General features: G+C 63.9%; 33 protein-coding genes. 17 read left to right on the top strand and 16 right to left on the bottom strand.

The genetic code is table 11. The features are described 5' to 3' along the window. Positions 1–24: 24 nt before the first annotated feature. Positions 25–1,884, top strand: a complete 1,860-nt coding sequence (locus tag H5P29_RS08620) for a potassium/proton antiporter (protein WP_154385696.1) — start codon at positions 25–27, stop codon at positions 1,882–1,884. 190 nt (positions 1,885–2,074) lie between these two features. On the opposite strand, the gene H5P29_RS08615 is transcribed toward H5P29_RS08620, so the two are convergent. Together H5P29_RS08615 and H5P29_RS08610 are read right to left on the bottom strand one after the other, a co-directional pair. Next, entirely contained in the window at positions 2,075–2,458 is a 384-nt protein-coding gene (locus tag H5P29_RS08615; protein WP_154385697.1) for a VOC family protein, read from the bottom strand. A 134-nt stretch (positions 2,459–2,592) separates the two neighbouring features. Further along, positions 2,593–3,144, bottom strand: coding sequence for an AAA family ATPase (locus tag H5P29_RS08610; RefSeq protein ID WP_154385698.1), 552 nt, complete (start codon positions 3,142–3,144; stop codon positions 2,593–2,595). A 151-nt stretch (positions 3,145–3,295) separates the two neighbouring features. Between H5P29_RS08610 and pgk the strand changes: the two genes are divergently transcribed. Then, the gene (pgk, locus tag H5P29_RS08605) at positions 3,296–4,492 is read left to right on the top strand and encodes a phosphoglycerate kinase (protein WP_154385699.1); all 1,197 of its coding nucleotides are present in this window, start codon (positions 3,296–3,298) and stop codon (positions 4,490–4,492) included. 371 nt (positions 4,493–4,863) lie between these two features. Here the strand turns inward: pgk and H5P29_RS08600 are convergent, their stop codons facing one another. Continuing rightward, entirely contained in the window at positions 4,864–5,244 is a 381-nt protein-coding gene (locus tag H5P29_RS08600) for a cupin domain-containing protein (RefSeq protein WP_154385700.1), read from the bottom strand. 337 nt (positions 5,245–5,581) lie between these two features. Between H5P29_RS08600 and H5P29_RS08595 the strand changes: the two genes are divergently transcribed. Next, positions 5,582–6,607, top strand: coding sequence for a class I fructose-bisphosphate aldolase (locus H5P29_RS08595; RefSeq protein ID WP_154385701.1), 1,026 nt, complete (start codon positions 5,582–5,584; stop codon positions 6,605–6,607). Between the two features lie 397 nt (positions 6,608–7,004). On the opposite strand, the gene H5P29_RS08590 is transcribed toward H5P29_RS08595, so the two are convergent. Then, positions 7,005–7,424 (bottom strand): hypothetical protein, encoded by a 420-nt coding sequence (locus H5P29_RS08590; RefSeq protein WP_154385702.1) that lies wholly within the window; start codon positions 7,422–7,424, stop codon positions 7,005–7,007. Between the two features lie 184 nt (positions 7,425–7,608). Between H5P29_RS08590 and H5P29_RS08585 the strand changes: the two genes are divergently transcribed. Next, positions 7,609–7,863: a DUF982 domain-containing protein gene (locus H5P29_RS08585; protein WP_067957155.1), complete on the top strand. Its 255-nt coding sequence runs from the start codon at positions 7,609–7,611 to the stop codon at positions 7,861–7,863. A gap of 71 nt (positions 7,864–7,934) precedes the next feature. On the opposite strand, the gene H5P29_RS08580 is transcribed toward H5P29_RS08585, so the two are convergent. From H5P29_RS08580 to H5P29_RS08550, 7 genes are all read right to left on the bottom strand, one after another. Next, positions 7,935–8,093 carry a hypothetical protein gene (locus tag H5P29_RS08580; RefSeq protein ID WP_169808313.1) on the bottom strand — a complete coding sequence of 53 codons (159 nt, stop codon included), beginning with the start codon at positions 8,091–8,093 and terminating at the stop codon, positions 7,935–7,937. 105 nt (positions 8,094–8,198) lie between these two features. After that, positions 8,199–8,915 carry a type 1 glutamine amidotransferase gene (locus tag H5P29_RS08575; RefSeq protein WP_154385703.1) on the bottom strand — a complete coding sequence of 239 codons (717 nt, stop codon included), beginning with the start codon at positions 8,913–8,915 and terminating at the stop codon, positions 8,199–8,201. Positions 8,916–9,006: 91 nt separating this feature from the next. After that, on the bottom strand, positions 9,007–9,312 hold the full coding sequence (locus H5P29_RS08570; RefSeq protein WP_185910310.1) for a hypothetical protein: 306 nt from the start codon (positions 9,310–9,312) through the stop codon (positions 9,007–9,009). 292 nt (positions 9,313–9,604) lie between these two features. Further along, the gene (locus H5P29_RS08565) at positions 9,605–9,781 is read right to left on the bottom strand and encodes a hypothetical protein (protein WP_154385704.1); all 177 of its coding nucleotides are present in this window, start codon (positions 9,779–9,781) and stop codon (positions 9,605–9,607) included. A gap of 94 nt (positions 9,782–9,875) precedes the next feature. Further along, positions 9,876–10,070, bottom strand: a complete 195-nt coding sequence (locus H5P29_RS08560) for a hypothetical protein (protein ID WP_154385705.1) — start codon at positions 10,068–10,070, stop codon at positions 9,876–9,878. Positions 10,071–10,183: 113 nt separating this feature from the next. Next, positions 10,184–10,360 (bottom strand): hypothetical protein, encoded by a 177-nt coding sequence (locus H5P29_RS08555; protein ID WP_154385706.1) that lies wholly within the window; start codon positions 10,358–10,360, stop codon positions 10,184–10,186. Positions 10,361–10,432: 72 nt separating this feature from the next. Further along, the gene (locus tag H5P29_RS08550; protein WP_067957146.1) at positions 10,433–10,903 is read right to left on the bottom strand and encodes a hypothetical protein; all 471 of its coding nucleotides are present in this window, start codon (positions 10,901–10,903) and stop codon (positions 10,433–10,435) included. Positions 10,904–11,252: 349 nt separating this feature from the next. Between H5P29_RS08550 and H5P29_RS08545 the strand changes: the two genes are divergently transcribed. Further along, positions 11,253–12,008: a sulfite exporter TauE/SafE family protein gene (locus tag H5P29_RS08545; protein WP_185910309.1), complete on the top strand. Its 756-nt coding sequence runs from the start codon at positions 11,253–11,255 to the stop codon at positions 12,006–12,008. Here H5P29_RS08545 and H5P29_RS08540 read toward each other — a convergent pair. Further along, complete coding sequence (locus tag H5P29_RS08540; RefSeq protein WP_183195089.1) at positions 12,005–12,160, bottom strand: hypothetical protein; 156 nt, start codon at positions 12,158–12,160, stop codon at positions 12,005–12,007. The two genes, H5P29_RS08545 and H5P29_RS08540, sit on opposite strands and share 4 nt — an antisense overlap. A 233-nt stretch (positions 12,161–12,393) precedes the next feature. On the opposite strand from H5P29_RS08540, the gene H5P29_RS08535 reads away from it, so the two are divergent. Both H5P29_RS08535 and H5P29_RS08530 read left to right on the top strand, forming a co-directional pair. Next, on the top strand, positions 12,394–14,304 hold the full coding sequence (locus tag H5P29_RS08535) for a propionyl-CoA synthetase (protein ID WP_067957143.1): 1,911 nt from the start codon (positions 12,394–12,396) through the stop codon (positions 14,302–14,304). 245 nt (positions 14,305–14,549) lie between these two features. Then, a complete protein-coding gene (locus H5P29_RS08530) occupies positions 14,550–16,202 on the top strand; it encodes an alpha/beta-hydrolase family protein (protein WP_067957140.1) in 1,653 nt (550 codons plus the stop codon). Between the two features lie 83 nt (positions 16,203–16,285). Here the strand turns inward: H5P29_RS08530 and ybaK are convergent, their stop codons facing one another. Further along, positions 16,286–16,759, bottom strand: a complete 474-nt coding sequence (gene ybaK / locus H5P29_RS08525) for a Cys-tRNA(Pro) deacylase (protein ID WP_067957138.1) — start codon at positions 16,757–16,759, stop codon at positions 16,286–16,288. Positions 16,760–17,047: 288 nt separating this feature from the next. Between ybaK and H5P29_RS08520 the strand changes: the two genes are divergently transcribed. The 7 genes from H5P29_RS08520 (at position 17,048) to H5P29_RS08490 (ending at position 22,061) form a co-directional block, all read left to right on the top strand. Next, on the top strand, positions 17,048–18,163 hold the full coding sequence (locus H5P29_RS08520) for a PspA/IM30 family protein (RefSeq protein ID WP_067957134.1): 1,116 nt from the start codon (positions 17,048–17,050) through the stop codon (positions 18,161–18,163). A gap of 3 nt (positions 18,164–18,166) precedes the next feature. Next, a complete protein-coding gene (locus H5P29_RS08515; RefSeq protein ID WP_154385708.1) occupies positions 18,167–18,769 on the top strand; it encodes an OB-fold-containig protein in 603 nt (200 codons plus the stop codon). A gap of 68 nt (positions 18,770–18,837) precedes the next feature. Beyond that, on the top strand, positions 18,838–20,643 hold the full coding sequence (locus H5P29_RS08510) for a flotillin family protein (RefSeq protein WP_154385709.1): 1,806 nt from the start codon (positions 18,838–18,840) through the stop codon (positions 20,641–20,643). A 17-nt stretch (positions 20,644–20,660) separates the two neighbouring features. Further along, complete coding sequence (locus tag H5P29_RS08505; protein ID WP_154385710.1) at positions 20,661–20,984, top strand: helix-turn-helix transcriptional regulator; 324 nt, start codon at positions 20,661–20,663, stop codon at positions 20,982–20,984. After that, positions 20,981–21,391: an SRPBCC domain-containing protein gene (locus tag H5P29_RS08500; RefSeq protein WP_154385711.1), complete on the top strand. Its 411-nt coding sequence runs from the start codon at positions 20,981–20,983 to the stop codon at positions 21,389–21,391. Before H5P29_RS08505 ends, H5P29_RS08500 begins: the two co-directional genes overlap by 4 nt. Positions 21,392–21,420: 29 nt before the next feature. Further along, the gene (locus H5P29_RS08495) at positions 21,421–21,645 is read left to right on the top strand and encodes a hypothetical protein (protein WP_246670798.1); all 225 of its coding nucleotides are present in this window, start codon (positions 21,421–21,423) and stop codon (positions 21,643–21,645) included. Continuing rightward, on the top strand, positions 21,645–22,061 hold the full coding sequence (locus tag H5P29_RS08490; RefSeq protein WP_154385712.1) for a DUF1801 domain-containing protein: 417 nt from the start codon (positions 21,645–21,647) through the stop codon (positions 22,059–22,061). The genes H5P29_RS08495 and H5P29_RS08490 overlap by 1 nt, the downstream gene beginning before the upstream one ends. A gap of 39 nt (positions 22,062–22,100) precedes the next feature. On the opposite strand, the gene H5P29_RS08485 is transcribed toward H5P29_RS08490, so the two are convergent. After that, positions 22,101–22,379 carry a hypothetical protein gene (locus H5P29_RS08485; RefSeq protein WP_208993685.1) on the bottom strand — a complete coding sequence of 93 codons (279 nt, stop codon included), beginning with the start codon at positions 22,377–22,379 and terminating at the stop codon, positions 22,101–22,103. A 32-nt stretch (positions 22,380–22,411) separates the two neighbouring features. Between H5P29_RS08485 and H5P29_RS08480 the strand changes: the two genes are divergently transcribed. Together H5P29_RS08480 and H5P29_RS08475 are read left to right on the top strand one after the other, a co-directional pair. After that, entirely contained in the window at positions 22,412–22,813 is a 402-nt protein-coding gene (locus H5P29_RS08480; protein ID WP_185910308.1) for a barstar family protein, read from the top strand. Further along, the gene (locus H5P29_RS08475) at positions 22,810–23,286 is read left to right on the top strand and encodes a GNAT family N-acetyltransferase (RefSeq protein ID WP_154385714.1); all 477 of its coding nucleotides are present in this window, start codon (positions 22,810–22,812) and stop codon (positions 23,284–23,286) included. Before H5P29_RS08480 ends, H5P29_RS08475 begins: the two co-directional genes overlap by 4 nt. Positions 23,287–23,324: 38 nt before the next feature. Here H5P29_RS08475 and H5P29_RS08470 read toward each other — a convergent pair whose 3' ends face one another. Both H5P29_RS08470 and H5P29_RS08465 read right to left on the bottom strand, forming a co-directional pair. Beyond that, positions 23,325–23,804 (bottom strand): VOC family protein, encoded by a 480-nt coding sequence (locus tag H5P29_RS08470; RefSeq protein WP_067957106.1) that lies wholly within the window; start codon positions 23,802–23,804, stop codon positions 23,325–23,327. A 134-nt stretch (positions 23,805–23,938) separates the two neighbouring features. Beyond that, positions 23,939–24,160: a hypothetical protein gene (locus tag H5P29_RS08465; RefSeq protein WP_154385715.1), complete on the bottom strand. Its 222-nt coding sequence runs from the start codon at positions 24,158–24,160 to the stop codon at positions 23,939–23,941. A gap of 191 nt (positions 24,161–24,351) precedes the next feature. On the opposite strand from H5P29_RS08465, the gene H5P29_RS08460 reads away from it, so the two are divergent. Further along, on the top strand, positions 24,352–25,002 hold the full coding sequence (locus H5P29_RS08460; RefSeq protein ID WP_154385716.1) for a glutathione S-transferase family protein: 651 nt from the start codon (positions 24,352–24,354) through the stop codon (positions 25,000–25,002). Positions 25,003–25,068: the final 66 nt, after the last annotated feature.

The raw sequence follows: 25,068 nt of genomic DNA, 5'->3' as shown, positions 1-25,068 counted from the left end.
AGGTGGTTCGCAGACGGGTCGGGGATGGAACAGGCGGTATATCTCATCACGCTGGTAGGCACCGCGCTGGTCGTGGCGGCGGCGTTTTCGAGCCTGATCGCCTTCCGCTTCGGCGCCCCGCTGCTGTTGCTGTTCCTCGGCATCGGCCTTGCCAGCGGCGTCGACGGTCTCGGCATCGTCTTCGACAATGCCCACATCGCCTATTTCGTCGGCGCCATAGCACTTGCCGTCATCCTGTTTGACTCAGGCTTCGGCACGCCCGTCGGCGTGTTGCGCCAGGCCGGCATGCCGGCTCTTACGCTCGCCACCATCGGCGTCGGCATCACCACAGTCGTCTTCGGCATCGCCGCCTATTATCTCACCGGCTTTACCTGGCTCGAATCCTTCCTGCTCGGGGCCGCCGTTGCCTCGACCGACGCTGCCGCCGTGTTCTTCCTGCTGCGCGCCGGCAACATCAACCTGCGCGAGCGCGTCCGCTCGACCCTCGAAATCGAGTCCGGCACCAACGACCCGATCGCCATCTTCCTGACCATCACCCTTGTCGAGATCATCGCGCTCGGGGCCAAGCCCGACACCGACCTTTTGCTTGTCGATCTCGTCGTCGGCTTCTTCGTCCAGATGATCCTCGGTGCTGCCATCGGCCTGCTCGGCGGCTTCCTCATCGTCAAGCTGGTCGAACGGCTCAACCTCGACCGTGGCCTGTTGCCGATCTTCGTGCTGACGCTGTCGCTGCTGGTCTTCGCCGCAGCCGGCGCTGTTGGCGGCTCGGGCTTCCTCGCCGTCTATCTCGCCGGCCTCGTGGCCGGCAATTCCGACATCCGCGCCGTATCCACGCTCAAGCGCTTCCAGGACGGCATGTCCTGGCTCGCCCAGATCATCATGTTCCTGGTGCTTGGCCTGTTCGCCACGCCGTCGCAGTTCCCTGAAATCCTGGTCGCAGCACTGGTGCTGGGCCTGTTCCTGATGTTCGTCGCACGCCCCGTGGCGGTCTGGCTCTGCCTCATCCCGTTCAACATCCCGCGCCAGGAAACGGCCTTCATTTCCTGGGTCGGCCTGCGCGGCGCCGTCTCCATCCTGCTCGCCATCACCCCCGTGCTCGGCGGACTGGAGAACGGCAGGGATATCTTCAACATCGCCTTCATCATCGTGCTGACGTCGCTCGTCATCCAGGGCTGGACGGTCGGCCCGCTCGCCCGCCGCCTCGGCCTCATCGTGCCGCAGCGCTTCGGCCCGCTCGACAAGGTCGAGCTCGAACTGCCCGGCTCCGCTCACCACGAGCTGCTCGCCTATCGCGTCGTACCGGGCTCGCCGGTCGCCAAGGGGCAGCGAATCCCGCGCTGGGCGCGGCCCTCGCTGGTCGTGCGCGACGGCCGCTCGATGCGCTTCCAGGACATGGGCCGCCTTCAGGCAGGAGACAACGTCTACATCTTCGTGCCCGACCGCTACCCGCGCCTGCTCGACCGGCTCTTCGCCAGCCGTGCCGAGGTCGATGCCGAGGACGAAGATTTCTTCGGCGCCTTCACCGTCGACCAGACCCATCTCGCCGGCGAGCTGGAAGCCGCCTATGGCGCGACCGTCAAGGAAGAAGAGCGCAAGCTCACCATCGCCGAGCTGATCAAGCTGCGCCTGCGCGGCCATGTCGAATATGCCGACCGCGTCTCGCTCGGCCTCATAGACCTGATCGTCCGCGACGTCGACGAAAAGGGCCGCATCGTCTCTGTCGGCCTGTCGATCGAGCCCGCCCCGCCCCCGCCGCCGGTCCCGGTGTTCCTCAGCGGCGGCGAGATCAGCGACCGCATCAGGCGCTTCTTCGCCAAGCGGCCGGAGAAGCAGACCAAGACGGAAGCGTCGACGACCTCCGAGGGGTTATCCGAGGACGCGTGAGGCGCACCCCTCCGCTTGTGGGGTACACGTCGCGCGACACCCCAAAACACCCCTACAGCCCTCCCCACAAGGAGTAGGGAGGGCATCGACGTCGCGCCTATCAAGCACTCAGCCTCTCTGCTTGCAGCCCGTCTGCGACAGGGGCCGCGCCCTGGAAGGATCGCCTGACAGCAACCGCCCGTCCTCAACCTCACCCGTTGTAGACCACCGCAAGCTTGTTCCCGGCGGGATCACGCACATAGGCGGAATACCAGTCCGGCCCGTAGTGCGGACGCGGGTTCGGCCCGCCTTCATCGGTTCCGCCATGCTGCATCGCCGCCACGTGGAACGCATCCACCTCTGCGGTGGACTTGACCATGAAGCCGACCATCGAGCCGTTGCCACCGCTGGCGAGCTCACCATCGAACGGCTTGCAGACCCAGAGCACGAAGCCATCGCCCTTGCCGCCCTCCGAATAGGCGCGCCAACCCGGAAACTCCGTGTGCTTGCTCCAGCCGATCGTAGCTAAGGTCGCGTCATAAAAGGCGTTCGACTTGGCACCGTCGATCGCACCAACAGTGGCATAAGCACTCATCGTCATTATCCTCCAGCATTCCGCAGAAATGTATCAGCCGGACTGGAACATATCAAGAACATCTAAGGCCGGACGGTGCGCGGATTCGGCATCCCGCAGATTGCCGGCAGACTGCGCGGCAAGCAGCGCCGTCTTCACCCGGCCACAATCTCCGCAAGCCGCGCCAGCCACTCCGCCCGCGTGCCCCGCAGTTCGAGGATTTTGGGGCGCCCTTCGAGAAGCCCGAGCTTGTCGTCGCGGATGATCGCCTTCAGCCGCGTATCCACCTTGCTGCGCAGCCGTGGAAGCTCGATCGTCACGTCGATCTCGTCCGGCCGCGACAGCGGCAGGAAGACGACGAGGCCGAGCGACGCGAGTGCCTTTTCGATCCTGCCGAGCAGCTTGCCGCTCGGCACCCACTCGAAGCCCTCCCGGACTGCGACCACTTCCAGATAGGCGACGAAATCGAGCGGGCAGCGGTCGTAGACGATGTCGGGCGAAGCAACTGACGCCAGGATCATCGCGCAGCTCTGCTCCAGCTGCTCCTCGAGATCAGCCGATGTGGCACCGTCGGCGAATGGCGTGCCATGCTGCGCCAGCGCCCAATAGGGCTCCTGCTCGTGCTCATAGGCTGGATGTGCGGCGACAAGGTCGTCGATGAGGGTCGTCTTGCCGCTGCCGTGCGTGCCGGTGACCGCGATGCGCATGCTTCCCCTCGTTTCTCCGGCGATAGCCGCTCACGACCGCAACAGGAAGGGCCGTGAGCATCAAAATTTCACCCACTCCGCCGCGCAAACCTTGCATCCGCGCCCGCGATTTGTATGGTCCGCGCAATCTCTCCATAGGAAAGGGAACCTTATGGCCGCCTTCAAGACTCTCGACACCATCGGCAACGTCAGCGGCAAGCGGGTTCTCGTCCGCGTCGACCTCAACGTGCCGGTCGCCGACGGCAAGGTGACGGATGCCACTCGCATCGAGCGTGTCGCACCCACCATCACCGAGCTTGCCGGCAAGGGTGCCAAGGTCATCCTGCTCGCCCATTTCGGCCGCCCGAAGGACGGCCCCGATCCGGCCCTGTCGCTGGCGCCCATCGCGACCGCCACATCGCAGGTCATCGGGCGCCCGGTCGGCTTTGCCGCCGACTGCATCGGCAAACAGGCCGCCGCCTCCGTCGGCGCCATGAAGGACGGCGACATCCTGCTTCTCGAAAACACCCGTTTCTACAAGGCCGAGGAAAAGAACGACCCTGTTTTCGTCGAGCAGCTCGCCGCCAATGGCGACATCTTCGTCAACGACGCCTTCTCTGCCGCCCACCGCGCGCATGCCTCGACCGAAGGCCTCGCCCACAAGCTGCCCGCTTTTGCCGGCCGCACCATGCAGGCTGAGCTCGAGGCACTGGAAAAAGGCCTCGGCAACCCGGTCAAGCCGGTCGTCGCCATCGTCGGCGGCGCCAAGGTCTCGACCAAGATCGAGCTCTTGATGAACCTGGTTAAGAAAGTCGACGCACTCGTCATCGGCGGCGGCATGGCCAATACCTTCCTCGCCGCGCGCGGCACCGATGTCGGCAAGTCGCTGTGCGAGCATGACCTCGCCCCTACCGCCAAGCAGATCATGATCGAGGCTGCCCAGTCCGGCTGCGCAATCATCCTGCCGTCGGACGGCGTCATCGCCCGCGAGTTCAAGGCGGGTGCCGCCAACGAGGTCGTCGCCATCGAGGCAGTGCCTGCCGATGCCATGATCCTCGACGTCGGTCCCAAGACCGTCGCTTCAGTCAACGACTGGATCGACCGCGCCTCGACGCTGGTCTGGAACGGCCCGCTCGGCGCCTTCGAGATCGAGCCTTTCGACAAGGCGACTGTCTCCGCCGCCCAGCACGCGGCCGCCCGCACCAAGGCCGGCAAGCTGGTCTCCGTCGCCGGTGGCGGCGACACGGTGGCAGCGCTCAACCATGCCGGCGTGGCCGACGATTTCACCTATGTCTCCACCGCCGGCGGCGCCTTCCTCGAATGGATGGAAGGCAAGGAACTGCCCGGCGTCGAAGTGCTCAAGGCCTGACGTGCAGCAGTCTGTCTCCCTCGCGATCGCGAGGGAATACCCTTTTCATGCGACGCCAGCTTAGTCGGCGCCAGGCACCCCTCTCCGCCTCGCTGCGCTCGGCACCTTTCCCCAAAGGGGCGAGGAAGCCGGTCCTGAACCGACAGCTCCCTGGCATTCTCGGTGGAAGCATCCGCGGTTCGGTTGACACACCAGAGGCCAGGCTGAGCTACCCGCAAGCTCAGCTAAGACGCGGATTGGGCGCGAGGCTTCTCCAGCTTGGGTTCCTCGCCCCTCTGGGGAGAGGTGGCTCGCCCGCAGGGCGAGACGGAGAGGGGTCCACACCGTCTGCGCCCGTCCCGTCTAGCTTCCCAGCCCAAGCCTGAACCCACCTATGCCGGCTTGGCATACTGCTCGGCGCTCATCACCTCGATGCAGGTGAAACGTTCGTTGCCTTCGACCCAGGCGTCGTGCCCAGGCGGAATGGTGTAGGAGGTGCCCTTGGTCAGCGTCTTCTGCGTCCCGTCATTCAGCCTCACCGTCAGCGTGCCCGAAACGACATAGCCGACATGCGAGACCTGGCAGCTGTCGGTCTTCACCACCGGCTTCACGCATTCCGACCAGCGCCAGCCCGGCTCCATATTGAGCCGGCCGAGGGTGAAGCCTGTCAGCCGCACCACTTCGACACGGGTCTTGTCCGGCGAGCGGATCTCGTCCGGCTCATTGTGGGACTTGAACTCGAATTTCGAGACATTCATTGCGCCATCAGCCATGGCAGCCTCCCATCATCGTCATGCGCACAGGCGCATGCGGCAAGCTAATATTTTAGCATCCACTGATATAATAGATAGACAGACGCCGGCACGGTCGGCCGAGATGACCCGATCACGTATGGTCAGACCGAGTCGAATTGACCGGTTCCGATACCTCGCATCCTGTACCTTTTGCTATTCGTCTAGTCATAAGTTCAAATCTGTAACAACCGGTCGTAAATCTTGCCCGCGAGCTAAAACGATTGAAATAATTTCAATCGGTTATAGGCTTGTTGCCGGCATTCCGTTCAGGAAAACCATCTGCTATGCGCGCCGCATCTGACCAGGAGGTAATTGTATGAGCGAACGTCTCGAAGACATCGCCGTCGCCATGGTGGCGAACGGCAAGGGCATTCTGGCTGCGGACGAAAGCTCCGGCACCATCAAGAAGCGTTTCGACGTCATCGGCGTCGAGTCGACGGCCGACAGCCGCCGCGACTATCGCGAGATGATGTTCCGCACCAAGGAGGCGATGACCAAGTACATCTCCGGCGTCATCCTCTACGACGAGACAATTCGCCAGTCCGCCGCCGACGGCACGCCGCTGGTCGATCTCATCAAGGCATCGGGCGCCATTCCCGGCATCAAGGTCGACGCCGGCGCCAAGGCCATCGTCAATTTCCCCGGCGACACCATCACCGAAGGCCTCGACGGCCTGCGTGAGCGCATGGCCGAGTACTACAAGCTCGGTGCCCGCTTCGCCAAATGGCGCGCCGTAATCGACATCGACACCGGCAAGAACGTGCCGTCGGCCTACTCGCTCTCGGCCAACACCCAGGCACTCGCCCGCTACGCTGCACTCTGCCAGGAAGCCGGCATCGTGCCGATCGTCGAGCCGGAAGTGCTGATGGACGGCGCACATGACATCGACACTTGCTACGACGTCACCAAGGCAACACTGGTCAAGCTTTATGACGAGCTCTACGCCGCCCGCGTCGTGCTCGAAGGCACGATCCTGAAGCCAAACATGGTCATCTCCGGCAAGAAGGCCGCCAGGCAGGCCAGCGCCGAGGAAATCGCAGAAAAGACCATCAAGCTGTTCCGCGAGACGGTTCCGGCTGCGGTCCCGGGCATCGCCTTCCTCTCGGGCGGCCAGTCCGACGAGGAGGCTACCGCCAACCTCAACGCCATCAACGCCATCGGTCCGCACCCGTGGAAGCTGACCTTCTCCTACGGCCGCGCGCTGCAGGCAGCGCCGCAGAAGGCATGGTCGGGCAAGGCCGAAAACCTCGCCGCCGGTCAGGCCGCCTTCACCCACCGCGCCCACATGAACCACCTGGCCGCCCTCGGCCAGTGGAGGTCCGCGCTGGAAAAGGCCGCGTAAGCCAGGCCATCAGGCAGAAATGCGAAAGCCCCGGAGCGATCCGGGGCTTTTTTTGTTTATGCCGGCAAGAATGCGCCGCGAACGTCAATGTCGCACAATTGCAGGCGCCTCCTTGATCGCCTGGATTTTCTCCATGCCCGGAGACCCCAAATTCACGGCCCAAGCATTTTTTGTCATGCTTGTTGTTGGCGCTTGCGTCTGGATGGTTGGAACATTGTTCGGAGCGGTCGGTTGGTTTCTTGGAGCAGGCATCGGTCTGGCGGCATTTTTTGCCGTCATCTTCACAATTGCTGACCAAGAGGATCGCCGCCGCGACAAGGGAAACCGTGCGGCGCGCTGTCCTCAAACCAGCAGGCGCCACCGAAACAGTAGCTCGGGCACCCCCCACCAGCTCCTATCAATCCTGATACGTATACGACGCGCACATATCCGCGCTGCTTTCCGGCGGTTCGTCGCCGGTGAACACAGCAACGGTCGTCAGGCCCTCGCCGCCGGACCAACTCGCCAGGTAAGTCACGTCGCCGGCGCCGCACAGCCTATTGCCGTTTTCCAGCTCGGGATCCGAGGGGTCCTCGACGCTGTAGACCGAGGCGTTCACCCGTTCGCCGTCGACAGTAAAATGGTCGCCCAGCAAGGCGGCGAACTTCAGCGATCGGCCATTGGCGAAGGTGATGGAGAAATCGTCCATCGAGATGTCGCCGGTGATGCTCTCTGCGGTGGTGCTGAAGGCCCGGTAGCGGTCGCCTTCGGCCGATGACGGCGCGGCACTGGCAATCAACAGGCCTAGAACAGCAGGCAGTATCCGTTTGCTTGTCATTGTTCCCCCTCGTCCGGCACGATGCATGCCGAGCCCGCCTCCTCTCTCATGCCAGCTCCAGCCTCACAAGTGCCAGTCTGTTCTCAACCAAATGTGGAGGCGCTGCGCCGCATGCTGGCCACGCTTCAACCACCAGGCGTTATGCGGCTCGCTTCCCCCAGCACTTTCGCGTATGAGAGCGACCATGGAAAACATCAGGTTCGAAACGCCCATCACCGTAAAGGGCGACCCCGCCGGTACGCCCCTGCTGCTTCGCAGCGCCAAGGAAGCCTCAGCCTTCCTGCTCAACAGCTGGTCTGGCAAGAAAAGCCCGAAGCATCGGGCCGCCCTTCAGGCATGCTCCGACGCTATTTCGGGCGAAAAGCCGGCCATGGCGGCGCGGCGGGCTTTTGTCGCCGCGGCGCGCGAAGCCAGCATCTTTATCAACGACAAGGACTGACCGGCGCACCGGCCAAGGCCGGATACACAGGTTCGTGTTTCACATGCGCCCGGTCGGGCGCATTAAGCACCTTACTCTTCGGTTTCGCTTTCGGGCTCCGACTGGAGCTCCGAGCCGGCCTTGCCGCGCAGCCGGGCTTCGGCCTTGGCGGCCAACTTGTCGGCCTTCTTCGCTGCCTTGGCGCGGTCGCGGTCGCGACGGTCCTGATTGTAGTTCGTTGGCCTGGGCATGTTCTGTCCTCTTCTTCTCGTTCATGCCTGCCTAGGGCGATACGCCAGCGAATACAACCCGGCCATGGCGGTTTGTGGCCGACAAGGGCCGGAATCGGCTGTATCTCAGCCGCCGATGGCGGCGAAGAAATTGTCGTTGATGCGGCTCGCCGTCTTGCGGAATACCGGCAGGTGCGGCGCCACCGTCTGCGCCAGGCGTGCAGCTTCCTCGGCCCCCAGCGCCTGCTCCAGGCTCGCGGCATATTCCGGAATTTCCGACCAGTCGCCGACGGTGCGGTCGGTGATTTCCATGTGATACTGGAAGCCGTAGGCCCTTTCGCCGACACGCAGCGCCTGGATCGGACAGGCAAGGTTGGCGGCGAGAGATTCGCCACCCTCCGGCAACACAGACACCTCCGCGCCATGCCATTGCAGCGTCTCGATGTCAGGGCCGATGCCCGCAAACAGTCGGTCGGTGCGACCGGCTTGCGTCAGCTCGACGGTTGCCAGCCCAACCTCCGGCGCCTTCATCAGCCCGACCTTGCCGCCTAGCGCGTCAGCCAGAAGCTGGTGACCGAGGCAAATGCCGAGATAGGGCCGCTTGAGCTCGCGCACCCAGCGCCGGATCGCTGCCTTCTCCGGCTTCAGCCACGGATGCGCCTCCTCCTGCCAGACGTCCATCGGTCCGCCCATGACGGCCAGCATGTCGAAGTTGTCGAGGTCGGGAATCCCCTCGCCCTCATCCAGCTCCACGACATGCTCGCTATGTCCAGCCTCGCGCCAGAACGCGGCGAAGATGCCGCTATGCTCGACCCTGAGATGCTGGAAAACAAGGATCTTCATTCTGCCCCCGCGGCTGCCTCACGCCGCGCCATCTGAAAACAATCGAAGCAGCGCGGCATGTGGCACGACGGCAAAAGGGTTGAGGCAGAGCTCACCTTTGGTCGTTATAGGGCTCCTTCATCTGGCCAACCATGCGGGCCAGCGCCGAAAACGACGGCATATCCGTTTCCGGCTGGCACTGGTTGGCCAGTTGCAGCAGGCGGATCGGAAAATTGACGGCGTCGCGATTTGCCGGCGACAACTCTCCGGAGCGCTCTGCCGCTGTCTCGCCGGCTTCGGCCTTGCGTAGCGCGATGTCGATCTCCTCGCTGGAAACCACGCCCTTGCGAACCAGCACGTTGTTGATCGTGGCGATGGCCATCAGCAGGCCCTCGAGCTGCAGGTTAGCGACGTTCACGTGGCTCACTCCTCTCCTGACCCGGTGGGCGGCTTTGATTTCGGCGGGTTCCGGCCGTCCGAGACCTTCTCCGGCGCCTCAACGACCCGTTCCGTGTTGCCATATTCGTCCGCTGGCTTCCTGTTCCTCGCTGCGTGCCGAGAAACCGCGCCACCAGGATCGGATCGGGGCCAAACCCGCGGCGCGCGTGCACCCGTTTCGCGGCCATTCTGGTTTCCGAACGTGATTGGCCGCCCTCTCCATCGTTCCAGGGATGCCCTGATCAGGGAGCCTGCGGCGTCGTAGCGATAGTTCATCGCTCGCGCTCGGAAATCTGCTCGTGGATCGCCTGGAAACAGGTATCAAGATCGCTATGCAGGCGCGCGCTGACGCTCCCGGTGGCCGCCTCGTCGGGCAAGGCGTCGCCAACTCCCTCGGCGGGCTGGCCGTACCAGGTCGCGGCCAGAAGATTCTGCAAAAGCTCGTACATCGCAGGTTCCTTCGTCTCGTCATGAGACAACCCCTGATGCGGCAGAGCGTTCCATCAACGGCGTTCAAAACGCCATGATGGCCGAGGCGGAGGGTTATTCTTCCTCGTCGTATCCGAGCAGGGTCAGCAGCTGATCGACGATCAGTTCGGCCATCGTGCGGTTGATCGCAAGCTCGACGGCGCCGTCATCGGTCTCGAGGTTGAGCAGCGCCAGCAGCGGCTCTTCGTTCACCACCATCGTGTCGACGGCCAACACCCGGTTCGGAGCCGTGTTCGTCAATCTCGCCATAACCCATCATTCCATCAAGCCTGGAGCGCGGCAACGCAGATCTTGCCAACGTCAACACACTGCCATGGCCTTCGCCAGCGAGGCGACGCCGGCATTGGCGGCAAAGACCGTGATTACTTTTCCTGGACCGAAATGCCGGTCTCGTCGATGCGCAACTCGACACCCTTGGGCTTGGTCTCTTGGCGATAGACATAGATGCCGAGCGCGATGACGGCAGCCGCGAGTGCGCCGATGATGAGATAGAGATTGTTCTGCTTCATCAGCCACAGGTAGCTGCCGGCAGCCGGCAAGTCCAGCAGCTCGCGCCCGATTGCCGATGGTGCGGCAGGTCACGCGTCAGGCCGGATCGGGCTGCTCCCCGATCAGTCGGACCTGATGATGCCGTTGCCCATGGTGATCGGCGAACGATCGGGCCAGAACCAGATGAAGGCGCCGACGACGGTCGCGACCAGTTGCGCCAGCACCACGGCGCTTTCGGCCAGCGATCCCGAGTACCAGCACTTGGCAAGGCCGGCCGCGGCGAGCACGGCCATGGCGTAAAACACCGCGCGCGGCACATAGGCGGCGAAGGCGAAATCGCAGACCGCCCGCGCCACCCAGACACCGGAAAACCCGCCCGCGGCAGCGCCAATCATCGCGGCAAAAATCCTGATGTAGCGCGCCTGCTGGAACGTGCCCGCGATCAGATCATCGAGCATCGGCAACCACCCGACAGCAATCGTCAAAGCAGCCATCACGAAATAGGCGACAAGCGTGCAGATCATCAGCGAAAGAACGATCGCCGCAGCGGTCGTCGGCCCGAACGGCACCTTGGCAACACCTTGGGAATTCATCCCCCGCTCCCAACGCTGGACGTATCAAGATACCACAAAACGCGGCTGCTGGGTCTTACATCGCCATCGGTCATTGTCATCCCCTCGCCCTTCATGACGGACCATCAGCCGATCGCCAAGATCTTACGTCGTCAACTTGTAGGGCGACAGCCCGGCGCCTTGTCCCAATCCGGCACAGAAACAGCTGGCACGCATCCTGCTTGATATGAGCTGCCGGCGATGGCCGGAGCCTGACCCTTGCGGTCAGGTAAGGTTCGCCGGGGTTGGGATGGGGTTTTGCCCCGGCGAACCCCCCATAACTGTGGGGGGCACTTGCCTGTATGTCAGGCACCATTGCATGGTCACGGCCATGCCTGAGCCCTACCTGCTCATCATCGTCGTCGGCGCCGTCTTCGTCCTTGCCGGGCTGGTCAAGGGCGTGGTTGGGCTTGGCCTGCCGACAGTCGCCATGGGGCTGCTCGGCCTCGTCATGCTGCCGGCGGAAGCCGCCGCCATCCTGCTCTTGCCCTCCTTCGTCACCAACATCTGGCAGTTGCTCGCCGGCCCCGATGTCGCAGCACTCGTGCGGCGCCTGTGGCCGATGATGACAGCCGTGTCCGCGGCAACGCTCGCCTTCACCGGGCTGATCGCCAGCGGCTACACATCAATCGTCACCGCGGGCCTCGGGCTTGTACTGCTCGCCTATGCAGCGCTCGGCCTGCTCAAGCTGAACATGTCGGTGCCGCCGGTCGCCGAACCTTGGGCCGGCCCTGTTGTCGGTGCGCTCACCGGCATCATGACCGGGGCCACCGGTGTCTTCGTCATCCCGGCCGTGCCCTATCTCGGCGGGATCGGCCTTGGCCGCGACGATCTGGTGCAGGCGCTGGGGCTGTCCTTCACCGTCTCGACCGTCGCGCTCGGTATCGGCCTGTGGGCCAACGATGCGGTTCCGCTCCATCAGGTCGGCATGTCGGCCTTCGCGATCCTGCCGGCGCTTGCCGGCATGTGGCTCGGCGGCTGGCTGCGCGGTCGCATCGCGGCTGAAACCTTCAGGCGCTGGTTCTTTGCCGGCCTGGCCCTGCTCGGCGCGCATATTTCGTGGCAGGGCCTGGCGCCGGCTTTCTAGTGCCCCAGCAGCGCGGTCGCAGAAATCGCCGCCAGCGCCAGCACCGCGAGCTTCCAGAAATCGCGGCGCCGCCTCAGGCCGGGCAGGCCGAGCGGCTTGACCAGCTGGATCGCCATGATGGCGAGGATGAGGAGCGACAGCGCCTTGGACATGCCGTCTTTGATCAACTTCGCGCGTGCCTGTCAAAGGCGATGAGCCGATCTGCTACAGTGCGGCAGCAAGCACTACGATTTGAGAACAGCGGCAGTGCACCAAAACGCGTCGAAAACGGCATTTGCGGACAGCCTCTTAAACCAAGGTCAAATGGACGCCCGGTCGAGCCGGCGGGTACAAACTAAGCCAACAATGACGGCCTCAAGGGCCACTGTCCTGGGAAGGAAACGCCATGCCATCTCGCTATCACGAGGTCTATGACGGTTGGGCCCACGATCCCGAGGGGTTCTGGGCCGAGGCTGCGCGGGCGATCGACTGGTTCAAGCCCTGGGACAAGGTCTTCGACGCCGAGGGCGGCGTTTATGGCCAGTGGTTCGCAGGGGCCGAATGCAACACCTGCTACAACGCGCTCGACCGCCATGTGCAGGACGGCCGCGCCGAACAGGTGGCCCTCATCCACGACAGCCCGATCACCGGCACGCAGCAGAAATTCACCTATGCCGGGCTACTCGCCGAAGTGAATGCGCTCGCCAGCGTGCTGCAGGACCAGGGCGTGCAAAAAGGCGACCGCGTCATCATCTACATGCCGATGGTCGCAGAAGCTGCTTTTGCCATGCTCGCCTGCGCCCGGCTCGGCGCCATACATTCGGTGGTGTTCGGCGGCTTTGCCGCCAAGGAGCTCGCCACCCGCATCGATGACGCCACGCCGAGGCTGATCATCTCGGCCTCTTGCGGCATCGAACCTGGCCGCGTCATCGCCTACAAACCGTTGCTCGACGGTGCCATCGAGCTCGCCAGCCACAAGCCGGAACACTGCCTCATCCTGCAGCGGCCGCAGCTGGCCTGCGATCTCGTCGCCGGCCGCGACTTCGATTATGCCGCAACGGTCGGTGCCGCCAAGGCTGCCGGCCGCACGGTCGAATGTGTCCCCGTTGCCGCCACCGATCCGCTCTATGTGCTCTACACCTCGGGCACGACAGGCCAGCCCAAGGGCGTGGTGCGCGACAATGGCGGCCACATGGTCGCGCTCAAATGGTCGATGGAAAACGAGTTCGGCGTCAGGCCGGGCGAAGTCTTCTGGGCAGCCTCCGATGTCGGCTGGGTCGTCGGCCACTCCTACATCGTCTATGGCCCGCTGCTACACGGCGCCACCACCATCCTGTTCGAGGGCAAGCCGGTCGGCACGCCCGATGCTGGCACATTCTGGCGTGTCATTTCGGAACACGGGGTCGTTGCCCTGTTCACCGCTCCCACTGCCTTCCGCGCCATCAAGAAGGAAGACCCGCAAGGCCTCTTCGTGCCGCAATACGACCTTACGAAATTCCGCACCCTGTTCCTCGCCGGCGAGCGCGCCGACCCAGAAACCATCAAATGGGCGGAGAACAAGCTGAAAGTCCCTGTCATCGATCATTGGTGGCAGACCGAGACCGGCCACCCGATCAGCCAGAACCCGGTCGGGCTCGGTCTGCTGCCGGTCAAATACGGCTCGCCCTGCGTGCCGATGCCTGGCTACGACGTGCGCGTACTCGATGATGCCGGCCATGAGGTCGGGCGCGGCACGCTCGGCAATGTCGTGGTCAAGCTGCCTTTGCCGCCCGGCTGCCTGCCGACGCTGTGGCATGCCGACGAGCGCTTCTTCAACGCCTACCTCGCCGAGTTCCCCGGCTACTACAAGACCGCCGACGCCGGCTACATCGACGACGAGGGTTATCTGTTCATCATGGCCCGCACCGACGACATCATCAACGTCGCCGGCCACCGCCTGTCGACCGGCGGCATGGAGGAGGTCGTGGCCGAACACCCAGATGTCGCCGAATGCGCCGTCATCGGCATCGCCGACGCCATGAAGGGTCAGATCCCTTGCGGCTTCATCGTGCTCAACTCGGGCGTTTCCCGCGACACGGCAGCGATCGAGAAGGAGGTCGTTGGCCTCGTCCGCGACCGCATCGGTCCCGTCGCCGCCTTCAAGATGGTGGTCACCATCAAGCGGCTGCCCAAGACGCGCTCCGGCAAGATCCTGCGCGGCACGATGCAGAAGATTGCCGACCGCGAGGACTGGAAGATGCCCGCCACCATCGACGACCCCGTCATCCTCGACGAGATCACGGAGGCGCTGAAGGCGCGCGGCATCGGCGTGGCCTGACGGCCCTCACGGCACCAAATCCTCATGGTTCGACAGGCTCACCATGAGGATTTGAGTGGGCGACGCCAAGATCCCGAAAGGCTGCAGTTTCAACTGCGCCCGAAACGTGAAGATGCCAGCGGACCGCAACATGGATGCGCTCGCTCCCAGCTAAGGCTTTGCCTTTCCCTCAGATTTGGACGCTGTGCCATTGCCTGAGCACAAGGCACGCGGCAAGTTGGCCTGATAGGATTGGGGGCATAGGCATGCTGCGCAACTGGGCCGTCCGCTACTGGTTTTCGTTCTCGACCACCGGCCTGCTGCTCGGCACGCTGTTTTTCGCAGCGTCACTGACGCCCACGCTGATCCCGCGCAACTACCTGACCCAAGGTGTGCTGTCGGGCCTTTCCGCTGCCGTCGGTTATGGCTGCGGCTTCTTCCTGCGCTGGCTCTGGCGTTATCTCGAGCTGCCCGAACTCCGCGCCCGCATCCTGATCACCGGCAAGCTGATCGCCGCCATCGCCTGCGGCATCGTCGGTCTCGCTTTCCTGTGGCAGGCGTCGGAATGGCAGAACTCGATCCGCCGGCTGATGCAGCTTGCCCCGGTCGACACCGCCCATCCGCTTGAGGTTGGCGCCATCGCGCTGGTCACCTTCGTCGTGCTCGTGGCGTTCGGCCGTCTGTTCAAGCGGACCCTTGTCTTCGTCTCGGAAAAGCTGCGCCGCTTCGTGCCGACGCGCGTCTCCTACGTCATCGGCACCACGATTGCCGTATTCCTGTTCTGGTCGGCCGCCGATGGCATCATCTTCCGTTACGGCCTGCGTGTGATGGACAGCTCGTTCCAGCGCCTCGATGAATTGATGCCAGCCGAAACCCGCCAGCCCGCCGAGCCTGGCAAGACCGGCAGCGCCGCGTCGCTAGTGCGCTGGCAGGATCTCGGCCGCATGGGGCGCTCCTACATCGCCTCCGGCCCGACTGCCGCCGACATCGGCCAACTCACCGGCAAACCGGCCAAGGAACCCATCCGCGTCTATGTCGGCCTGCAGTCGGGCGACACGCCGCAGCAACGCGCCAAACTTGCGTTGGAGGAGTTGAAGCGCGCCGGCGGCTTCGAGCGTTCGACGCTCGTCATCGTCACGCCCACCGGCACCGGGTGGGTCGACGAGCAGGCGATCGACCCGATCGAGTTCCTGCACAATGGCGACGTCGCCAGCGTCTCCGCCCAATACTCCTATCTTGCCAGCTGGCTGTCGCTCCTGGTCGAGCCCGGCTACGGTGCCGAGCAGTCGCGCGCTCTGTTCAGCGAAATCTATGGCTACTGGCACACCTTGCCCAGGGATACGCGCCCGAAACTCTATCTCTTCGGCCTCAGCCTTGGTGCGCTCAGCACCGAACTGTCCAACGAGCTGTTCGAGGTCCTCGGAGATCCCTATCAAGGCGCGCTGCTCAGCGGCCCGCCCTTCGCCAGCCGGATCTGGCACTCGATCACCGACGACCGCAATCCCGGCTCGCCGGAGTGGCTACCCGAATTCCGTGACGGCTCCTATGTCCGCTTCACCTCACAGAAGAACGCGCTCGACATTCCGGGCGCTCAATGGGGTCCACTGCGCCTGGTCTACCTGCAATACGCCTCCGACCCGATCACCTTCTATGAAACCCACGCGCTCTACAGCGAGCCGGACTGGATGAAGACGCCACGCGGCCCCGACGTCTCGCCCGAGTTGCGCTGGTACCCCGTCGTCACCTTCCTGCAGTTGACGCTCGACCTCGCCATGGCGACCACCGCGCCGATGGGCTATGGCCACGTCTACGCCGCCGAGCACTATATCGACGCCTGGATGCAGGTCGCCGACATCAAGGACTTGTCGCCTGACGAGATCGCCAGGCTGAAGCAGCATTTTGCCGACAAGCGGAAGTAGCGATTGACCCGTGCGGCCCTGAAAACAGCGGTGCTGCCGGACTTGCATCGACTTGGCAGAAAGAAGCTTACCGGATCGAAACGTCAGCGGATCAGGTCGGCGGCCTTGGCGCCCAGTGCCGCGATCAGGTCACCGGGCCGCATGCGAATCTGCAGGCCCCTCTGCCCGCCGTTCAGGAAGATCTCGTCCTCAAGCGTCGCGAGTTCCTCGACCGCCGTCGGCACCTGCTTGCGCTGGCCGAAGGGACTGATTCCACCGACCTTGTAACCGGTCAGTCGCTCGGCAGCGTCGGGCTTCATCATCTGCGCCGCCTTGCCGCCGAAGGCGGCCGCCACCTTCTTCATGTTGACCTCCTTGTCGGAGGGCACCACCACGCAAGCCGGCCTGCCGTCGACCTCGACCATCAGGGTCTTGAGCACGATGCCGGGCGAGACCCCCATCGCCTCCGCCGCCTGCAGCCCGACACGCTCCGCCCCGGCGTCATACTCATAGGTCGCGAGCGCAAACGGAATGCCGGACTTGGTCAAGGCGAGTGTGGCGGGAGTGGCCTTCGACATGCCCTGTTGTGCAACAGGGTCCCGGCATTTCGCAAGATGCCGGCGCGACCCGGTCGCCCCCGGCGAAATGGACCATCTGGTCGGCCGGGGCCTTGGCGATGCCGGCCACGCCGGGACGCAGTCCATATTTGCGCGGCAGTGCGGACAGGGCGCCAGCCAGCCGAAACGGCCTGCGAGCCACGAGCACAACCTGACGGAGCCCGACGCAAAATTCCTCAATCACCGATTTGGTGATTTTCTTGACAATGACGAAATCACCTCCTAAGTGATTGAAGTAAGGAGGCAAGCATGAAGTCTGCGAACTACAAGCTTATCCTAGATGAAAGCGGCCGCAATGATCTTGCGGACACATTTCGCGCCTATGCCGGTATTCGCGACATCTTGGACGCCCACACGCCGTCAAACCGCGCCGATACCTTCGAGCTGCAGCGCCTCGCTTACGAGCAGATCAGATTGCAGACCGGTCTGCCGGCCCGTCTGGTGACCAACGGTATCCGCGAATACGCAGCCGGATCGTGGTCGGCCGACAGGCTGCCGCTCGACGAAAAGCTGATGTCGTTCAAGGGCGTCGACACCCTCTCGCTGGCCAGCCTCCACGGCCGCGTGCTCGCCGGCTTCCTGGTCACAGGATACAGCGACATTCCTGAAAAGATTTCGCTTTCTCACCTCATCCGACAGGATGGGACCTATTCGCTATCCGTGCCTCTTTCCCGAGAAATGCAAAACAAGGAGATCGACGCCATGCAGACCGAGTCCATTTCCGGCCGGGTTTCCCGCCTCGCGGCAGGCCTCGTCACCACCGTGATCGAAAGCCTGGAGCAAAAGGCACCTGAGGCCGTCGCCGAACAGGCCATCCGCGAGATCGACAAGGCTGCCGACGAGCTGAAGTCGGGTCTGGCCGCCCTCATCGCCGAACGCAAGCGTTACGCCATGCAGCGCGACGATCTACTTGAGGAGCACACGGCGCTGGAGGCCAATATTCTGGTAGCTCTGCGTTCCGGCCGCGAAGACTTGGCGCGCGCGGGCGTTGGCCGGCAGGACGACATCAACGCCCAGGTTGCCTCGATCGACAAGCTGATCGACGACGTCGACATCCGCATCGCCGATTCACGCGCCGCTCTCAATGCCGCCGCCGCCGCGCGCCGCGATGCCGAGGAACGGGTCAAGATCGCACGCCGCGCCAACCAGCATCGGGCGCAGGGCCGGCCGACACCCGCCGGCATCCGGCATCCGTCGCCGGAGGACAGGATCGCCGCAGCCCTCAGCGCCGTCGGCCGCCTGACCGAACTGCCCGCAGGCGTGTCCCGCAGCGACGACCTGGCCGAGTTGGAGGCATTCGGACGCGACCGCCGGATCGACGACAGGCTCGCCGCCCTGCGTGACCAGATCAAGGACAAGGAATAAGCGATGCTCCAGGACTTCGCGTCCGCCTCAGCGCTTTATCTCTATCCTCTGCTCGCCGGGCTCTGCCTCGGTGTGTTGCAGATCGTCGTCTACTTCGCCGGCAGTGTATCGCTCGGCGATTCCGTGGCCGACATGATCGACGGCACCAGCATCGGCGAGCTGTTCGACTGGCTGAATTTCGGTCGCGTGCCATTCTCGATCCTCGGCATGCTGCTGCTCACCACCTTCGGCGCAACCGGCATGCTGGTCGACGGCACGGTCCCTGGCCTGCCGGCCTGGGCTTACCTGGTGGTTGCCGTCCCGGCCAGTGTCACCGTCACCAAGCTCGTCGGCAACGGCATCGCCAAGGTGCTGCCACGCGACGAAAGCTACGCGGTGACACGCGAACACATGATCGGCCGGCGTGGCGTCGTCACACTCGGCCCGCTCGATGACGGCGTTCCCGGCGCGATCCGCGTGCGCGACGAACATGGCGACCTTCACACGATCAAGGCGCGCCCCGCAGACCAGGGCAGCGTCATCCAGAAGGGTGCCGAGGTCGTCGTGGTTTCGGCGGCACCCGGCAGCGACCGCATCTTCCTTGTTATCCCCTTCACCAGCGACTGAGATCGCCTGAAGGACTGGCTTTCCTGGCCGGCAAAGCCGCCGGCTGCACATTACGATAGGAGCGGACTTTGGAAGCTATCCAGGAATTCCTGATCTGGGCCGCCATAACAGCGGTCATCGTCGCCGCCATCGGCTTCACCTTCGGCCGGCTCTACCACCGCGCCGAGCGCGATGAGGCCTTCGTCCGCACCGGCGTCGGCGGCCGCCGCGTCGTCAAGGACGGCGGCGCGCTCATCCTGCCGGTCGTCCATGCGCTGGCGCGGGTCAAGCTCAACACCGTCAAGCTGGTGGTCGATCGCCGCCGCGAGGACGCCTTCATCACTGCCGACCGCATGCGCGTCGACATCCGCGCCGAGTTCTACGTCCGCGTCGACGGCACCGACGACGGCATCGGCCTGGCCGCCCAGACGCTGGGTGACCGGGTCAACGACCCCAAGGCAATCCAGGACCTGGTCGAAGCGAAGCTGGTCGATGCGCTGCGCTCGGTGGCGGCCCGCAACACGCTCGACCAGTTGCACGAGAGCCGCTCCGACTTCGTCAAGGCAGTGCAGGACGCTGTCGAGACCGACTTGCGCTCCAACGGCCTCGAGCTGGAATCAGTCAGCCTCACCGGCCTCGACCAGACGCCGAAGGAGTTCTTCAACGAAACCAACGCGTTCGACGCCGTCGGCCTGGCCAAGCTCACCATCATTACCGAGCAGCGCCGCAAGGAGCGCAACGAAATCACCCGCCAGACCGAAGTGGCGATCGCCGAGCAGGACATGACCGCCGCCAAGCAGCGCTTCGCGCTCAAGCGCCAGGAAGAAGAGGCCCGCCTCGACCAGCAGCGCGACGTCGCCAACAAGGAGGCGCTGACCCGCGCCGAAAAGGCCAAGGCCGAGGAAGACGCCAAACTTGCCGAGCAGAGCGCCCAGATCGAGCGCGAGCGCGAGATCGCCGAGCGTTCGGCAGCGGCCAGCAAGGCCAAGGAAGAGGCCCGCATCAACTCCGAGCGCGACGTCGAGCTGAGCCGCCAGACCATGGCGGTGGCCATTGCCAAGAAGAGCGAGGAGACCTTGCGCGCCGAGGCCAAGGCCCGCGAGGCCGAGGCGCTCAGCGTCGCCGCCCACGAAAAGGTGCAGACGGCGCGCGAGCGCGAAATCGCCGACCGTAACCGCCAGATCGCCATCTTGCAGGCACAGGAAGCGGCCGAATCCGAAGCCATCACCGTCACCGTCAGCGCCACCGCCGAGAAGGCCGCGGCCGAGGACCGGGCCGAGGCGACCCTCGTCGAGGCCCGCGCCAGTGCCGAGGCGATGAAGGTGCGCGCCGAAGGCATCCAGGTCGAGGGCGAAGCCCACGCCCAGACCATCCGGGCGCGCAACGAAGCCTCCAACACGCTGTCCGACAAGATGATCCAGTTCGAGCTGACGCAGGCTCGCATCAGCATGCTGCCGGAGGCGCTGAAGGCACTGATGGAGCCGGCCAGCCGCATCGAGAGCATCCGCGTGTTCGACACTCAGGGCTTCTCCGCCGGTCGCTCCGGCAGCGACGGCGCCAACCGCTCCGGCGCCGGCCGACCTCGCCGACCAGCTGCTGCGATTCACCGGCAACAAGCCGCTTGTCGACGCGCTCCTGGCCGCCGCCGGCATGGATGGCGCGGGCGGCAGCCTGAAAGACCTCGTCACGCCCACCGCCGTCTATGCCGAGGCCGAGCCCGAGCTTGTCGAGGCCTACGACATCGAAGACGTCGAGACCGCGTCACCACAAGGCTGATCTGGCTCAGGAGCCAGCCTATTCCGACGCAGATCGCCGCCGCCGACATGGGCGGCGGCATGACATTTCTATCCCATATTGACAATCCCATACCCAAATGGCTATGCATTAACTCATAGCCATTTGGGTATGACTCATGACCGAACCCCAGGACGCGATCTTTCGCGCGCTTTCCGATCCGACACGCCGCGGGCTGTTCGAGCGTCTCTGCCGCAATGGCGACACCACTGTTGTCGGCCTGCTGGGCGAGGCCGGTGTCTCTCAGCCGGTGGTCTCCAAGCATCTGAAGATCCTGAAGACGGCCGGACTTGTGCGCGACCGGCAGCAGGGCCGCTACACCTATTACAGCGTCGAGCGCGATGCGCTGCGGACGCTGATCGACTGGACGTCCGAAATGTCCGGCTTCTGGAACGACCGCTTCGACGATCTCGACAATTTACTCAAGAGGATGGACCAATGACCGAAACGATGGAAACCACGCGCTCGGTCGTGGTCGAACGCGATTTCCCCTATCCGCCGGAAAAGCTCTGGCGCGCGCTGACCCAGCCGCACCTCATCGCCGAATGGCTGATGAACAACGACTTCATCCCTGTCGCCGGCCGCCGCTTCACACTGTCCGCCGACTGGGGCCAGGTCGATTGCGAGGTCGAGACGGTCGAGGAGCACCGCGCTTTGTCCTATCGCTGGGACACCAAGGACCTCAGGAGCATCGTCACATGGACGCTTGCGCCGACCGCGGCGGGCACCAGCCTGCGCATGGAGCAGCACGGCTTCACCACCGCCCAGAAATCCTACTTCCAGGGTGCATCAGTCGGCTGGCCGCGCTTCTTCGACCAGTTGGGCAACGTCGTCTCGAAGCTCGACTGAGCAGACGTCGATTTCAGGGAGTAATGCAAATGAACTCAGTGATCCGCATCATCCATCGCTGGACCTCGCTCCTCTTCAGCCTGGTCGTCGCCTCGATCTTTGTCGGCATGGCCGTCACCACCCTGCCCGATTGGTACTACTACCTGCCGCTGCCGCCGCTGTTCGTGCTGATCCCGACCGGCATCTACATGTTCTTCGCGCCCTATTTCAGCGGTCGACGGGACACGCTGCCGGCGGCAAAGGGCCATGCCTAATGGCCAAGGACGCGGCACCCAAGCTGTTGTCGGGCGGCAATCCGCAGATCGCGAAGGGTTATGGCGACGCCGTCCTCCAGTCGTATATCGACGCCATGCCCGGCTGGAAACAGGATGTCGGCCGCCGCATCGACGCCCTCGTCACGGCGGTGGTCCCCGACGTGGTCAAGGCGGTGAAGTGGAACTCGCCCTTCTACGGCATGGAGAAGGACGTCTGGTTCCTCGGCTTCCACTGCATGAGCAAATACGTCAAGGTCGCCTTCTTCAAGGGCGCGCAGCTTGTGCCGCTGCCGCCGGGCGCCTCCAAGCAGGCCGACGTGCGTTATCTCGACATCTACGAGGACAGACGGTTCGATGAAGTCCAGTTCTCCGACTGGGTCAGGCAGGCAAGTGCCTTGCCTGGCGAGAAGATGTGAGGCTTGCACGCAAATACACGCCCTGCTCGACCTGCTGCATCAATCCAGGAATTCCCATGGAGTTTCTGTCTTGAACTTTGATATGGCTTCCTCAACATATTCCAAGGGAACATCTTTCTCGTAGAGTGTTACCTCACGTGTTTTCTTGGTGTCGTCGCGGAAAATCTCAACTACAAGATTGCCATTGACGTAAAGTTCGACGCCAATGCCGTCCCGGTCAGCGACATCGCTCGCAATCAACCAGTGTTTCGATCGTTCAACCGCCATTGCGAACTCCGGAACTTGCATGTCAGCAAGCATATCGACCGCGTCGGCCATTCGATAACCGCTCTACAGTTCGAGGTAGCCGCGTGACCACCGAATACACGATCGACGGCTCCCGCATCGGCTCGCTGGAAGAATTCTACGACGAGATCAGCCGTGTTCTGATCCCCGGCCATCGCTGGGGCCGCAATCTCGACGCGTTCAACGACATCCTGAAAGGCGGCTTCGGGACGCCTGAGCCGATTGCGCTGAGGTGGAGGCATTCCGAGAAATCGAGGCTAAACCTCGGGCACCCGGAGACGGCCCGCCAGTTGGAGCTCCAGCTCGCACAGTGCCATCCAGCCAATAGGGTCAACGTCAAGCAAAAGCTTGCCGATGCCCGTGCCGGCATTGGCCCGACAGTCTTCGACTGGCTGGTCGAGATCATTCAGTGCCATGGCCCGGGTGCAGACGAGGCCGAGGACGACGTCCAACTGGTGCTCGAATGATGTCACTGGCCGAGGGACTTGGACCGACCGTCAGTATTCGACCCGCTCGCACCGAGGATCGCGACATCCTCGGCGCGCTCAAGCTGCGCTCTTCGCTGGCCTGGGGAGACCATGTCGAGGAGCTGCTTGCGATGCCGGGGGCAAGGGAGGTTCCGGCCGCGCACCTGCCGTATGTCGCCATCGCCGAACTGGCCGGGGAGATCGTCGGTTTCGTGACGGTTCTTCCGGGTGACGACGCCGCTCGGGCCGAGCTGGAGGATCTCTTCATCGCACCGGAAGCATGGCGCAAGGGCATCGGCACCCGGCTTGTCGCCGAAGCCGAAAGACGCGCCAAAGCGCTCGGCGCGCAAACGCTCGAGGTCGTGGCCGGCGAACGGGCGCGCCGGTTCTACGAGACATCAGGCTTCCGCTTTACCGCATCCGTGCAGACGGATCTGGCATCAGCCGTCCGGCTGGAAAAGGACCTTTGCTAACCTGCCTTGCCGGTTGGACAAACCCTACTGCGTCAGCATCACCCCCGCCGCGCCGCCTCTATAGCGGCGACGTCGATCTTCTTCATGTCCATCATCGCCGCGAAGGCGCGCTTGGCTTCAGCGCCGCCGGCAGCCATGGCATCGGTCAGCACGCGCGGCGTGATCTGCCAGTTGAGGCCCCATTTGTCCTTGCACCAGCCGCAGGCACTTTCCTGGCCGCCATTGCCGACGATTGCGTTCCAGTAGCGGTCGGTCTCTTCCTGGTCGTCGGTGGCGATCTGGAACGAGAAAGCCTCGTCGTGGGTAAAGACAGGGCCGCCATTGAGGCCGATGCAGGGAATGCCGGCGACGGTGAATTCGACCGTCAGCACGTCGCCCTCCTTGCCCGAGGGATAGTCGCCCGGCGCGCGATGCACGGCCGTAACCTTGCTGTCGGGAAACACGGTAGCGTAGAATCGGGCCGCGGCCTCCGCATCCTTGTCGTACCACAGGCAGATCGTGTTCTTGGCAGTTGGCATTGTGCGCTCCTCTCGCATGTGGCCAGTTCGGCGTAACCGTCCCGCCCTTCCGACATAGGGGCGCGGCGGCCATTGTCCAGCCCACTGGCAAGTTTGCGTGGCCTGCCAATCGACAGCTTGGAGGCTGGCTTTTGTCAAGCTTGGTACAGAAGCTCCACAATTCGAAGGGCCAGCCGTGCAGTGACGTAAATTGCCAAGCCACATGTCATAAGAACAAACATCCAGAACGCGACTTTGGCGCGTGCCACCATGAATTCATCGTTGGGTCGGTTGTCCGACTCACCCACCCACGCAGCGGCATCGAACTCCTTGGCGCCTTCACCGCTTGGCAGAGCGGCAGGCCTGTCATCGGTCATAAGGGCGCCTTTGGTGTTGGCTGACTAGCCGCGCTGGATGGTCGAAACGGAATACGGGAAATACATTACTGATTTCATTGTGAAACTTGCCACGCCTGTCGAAGAAAATTCGGGCGCCTGTCGGAAACCCTGCCTGCCATTCGTCCTCTGGAGGCACCAAGCAAGGATATGCACCAACCCGGAGCCTGCCGATGATCCCCACCATCACCGCTTTTGAGGCCTCGCCCGACCAGGGCATGGGCCTGGCGCGCGACATGCGCGTGCGCTGGGCGCTCGAGGAGGTGGGCCAGCCTTACGACGTCCGTCTGGTGTCGTTCAAGGCGATGAAGCAGCCGGCGCATCTGGCGCGTCATCCCTTCGGGCAGATCCCGACATATGAGGAAGGCGACCTCGTCCTGTTCGAATCGGGCTCGATCATCTTCCACATCGCCGAGCGCCATGCCGGGCTGCTGCCCAGCGAAGCCAACGCCCGGGCGCGCGCCATCACCTGGATGTTCGCCGCGCTGAACACTGTCGAGCCGCCGATCGTCGAGCTCGAACAGGCGCCTTTCGTGGAGGGCGACAAGCCCTGGCTCGCGGAACGTATCCCGATGCTCAAGGATCGCATCCGTGTCCGGATGGACCAGCTTTCCGACAGGTTTGGCGAAGCCGAGTGGCTCGACGGCGCGTTCAGCGCCGGCGACCTCATGATGGTCATGGTGCTGCGCCGGCTGGAGGGGGACGGCATCGTCGAGGATTATCCAAACCTAGCCGCCTATGTCGCCCGCGGCCAGGCCCGCCCCGCCTACAAGCGCGCCTTCGACGCTCAACTGGCGGTCTTCATCGCCGCATCGGGCGACTGAGCAGGACGGCGGTCGTCACCCATCCCCGTTGACCGCGCTTGCCCTTCCCGCCAGTGTCCGCCACAG

Source organism: Aminobacter sp. MDW-2 (genome assembly GCF_014250155.1).
Lineage (GTDB): Bacteria > Pseudomonadota > Alphaproteobacteria > Rhizobiales > Rhizobiaceae > Aminobacter > Aminobacter ciceronei.
Note: the sequence above shows the minus strand (reverse complement) of the source record. Positions and strands in the feature narration are given on the sequence as shown.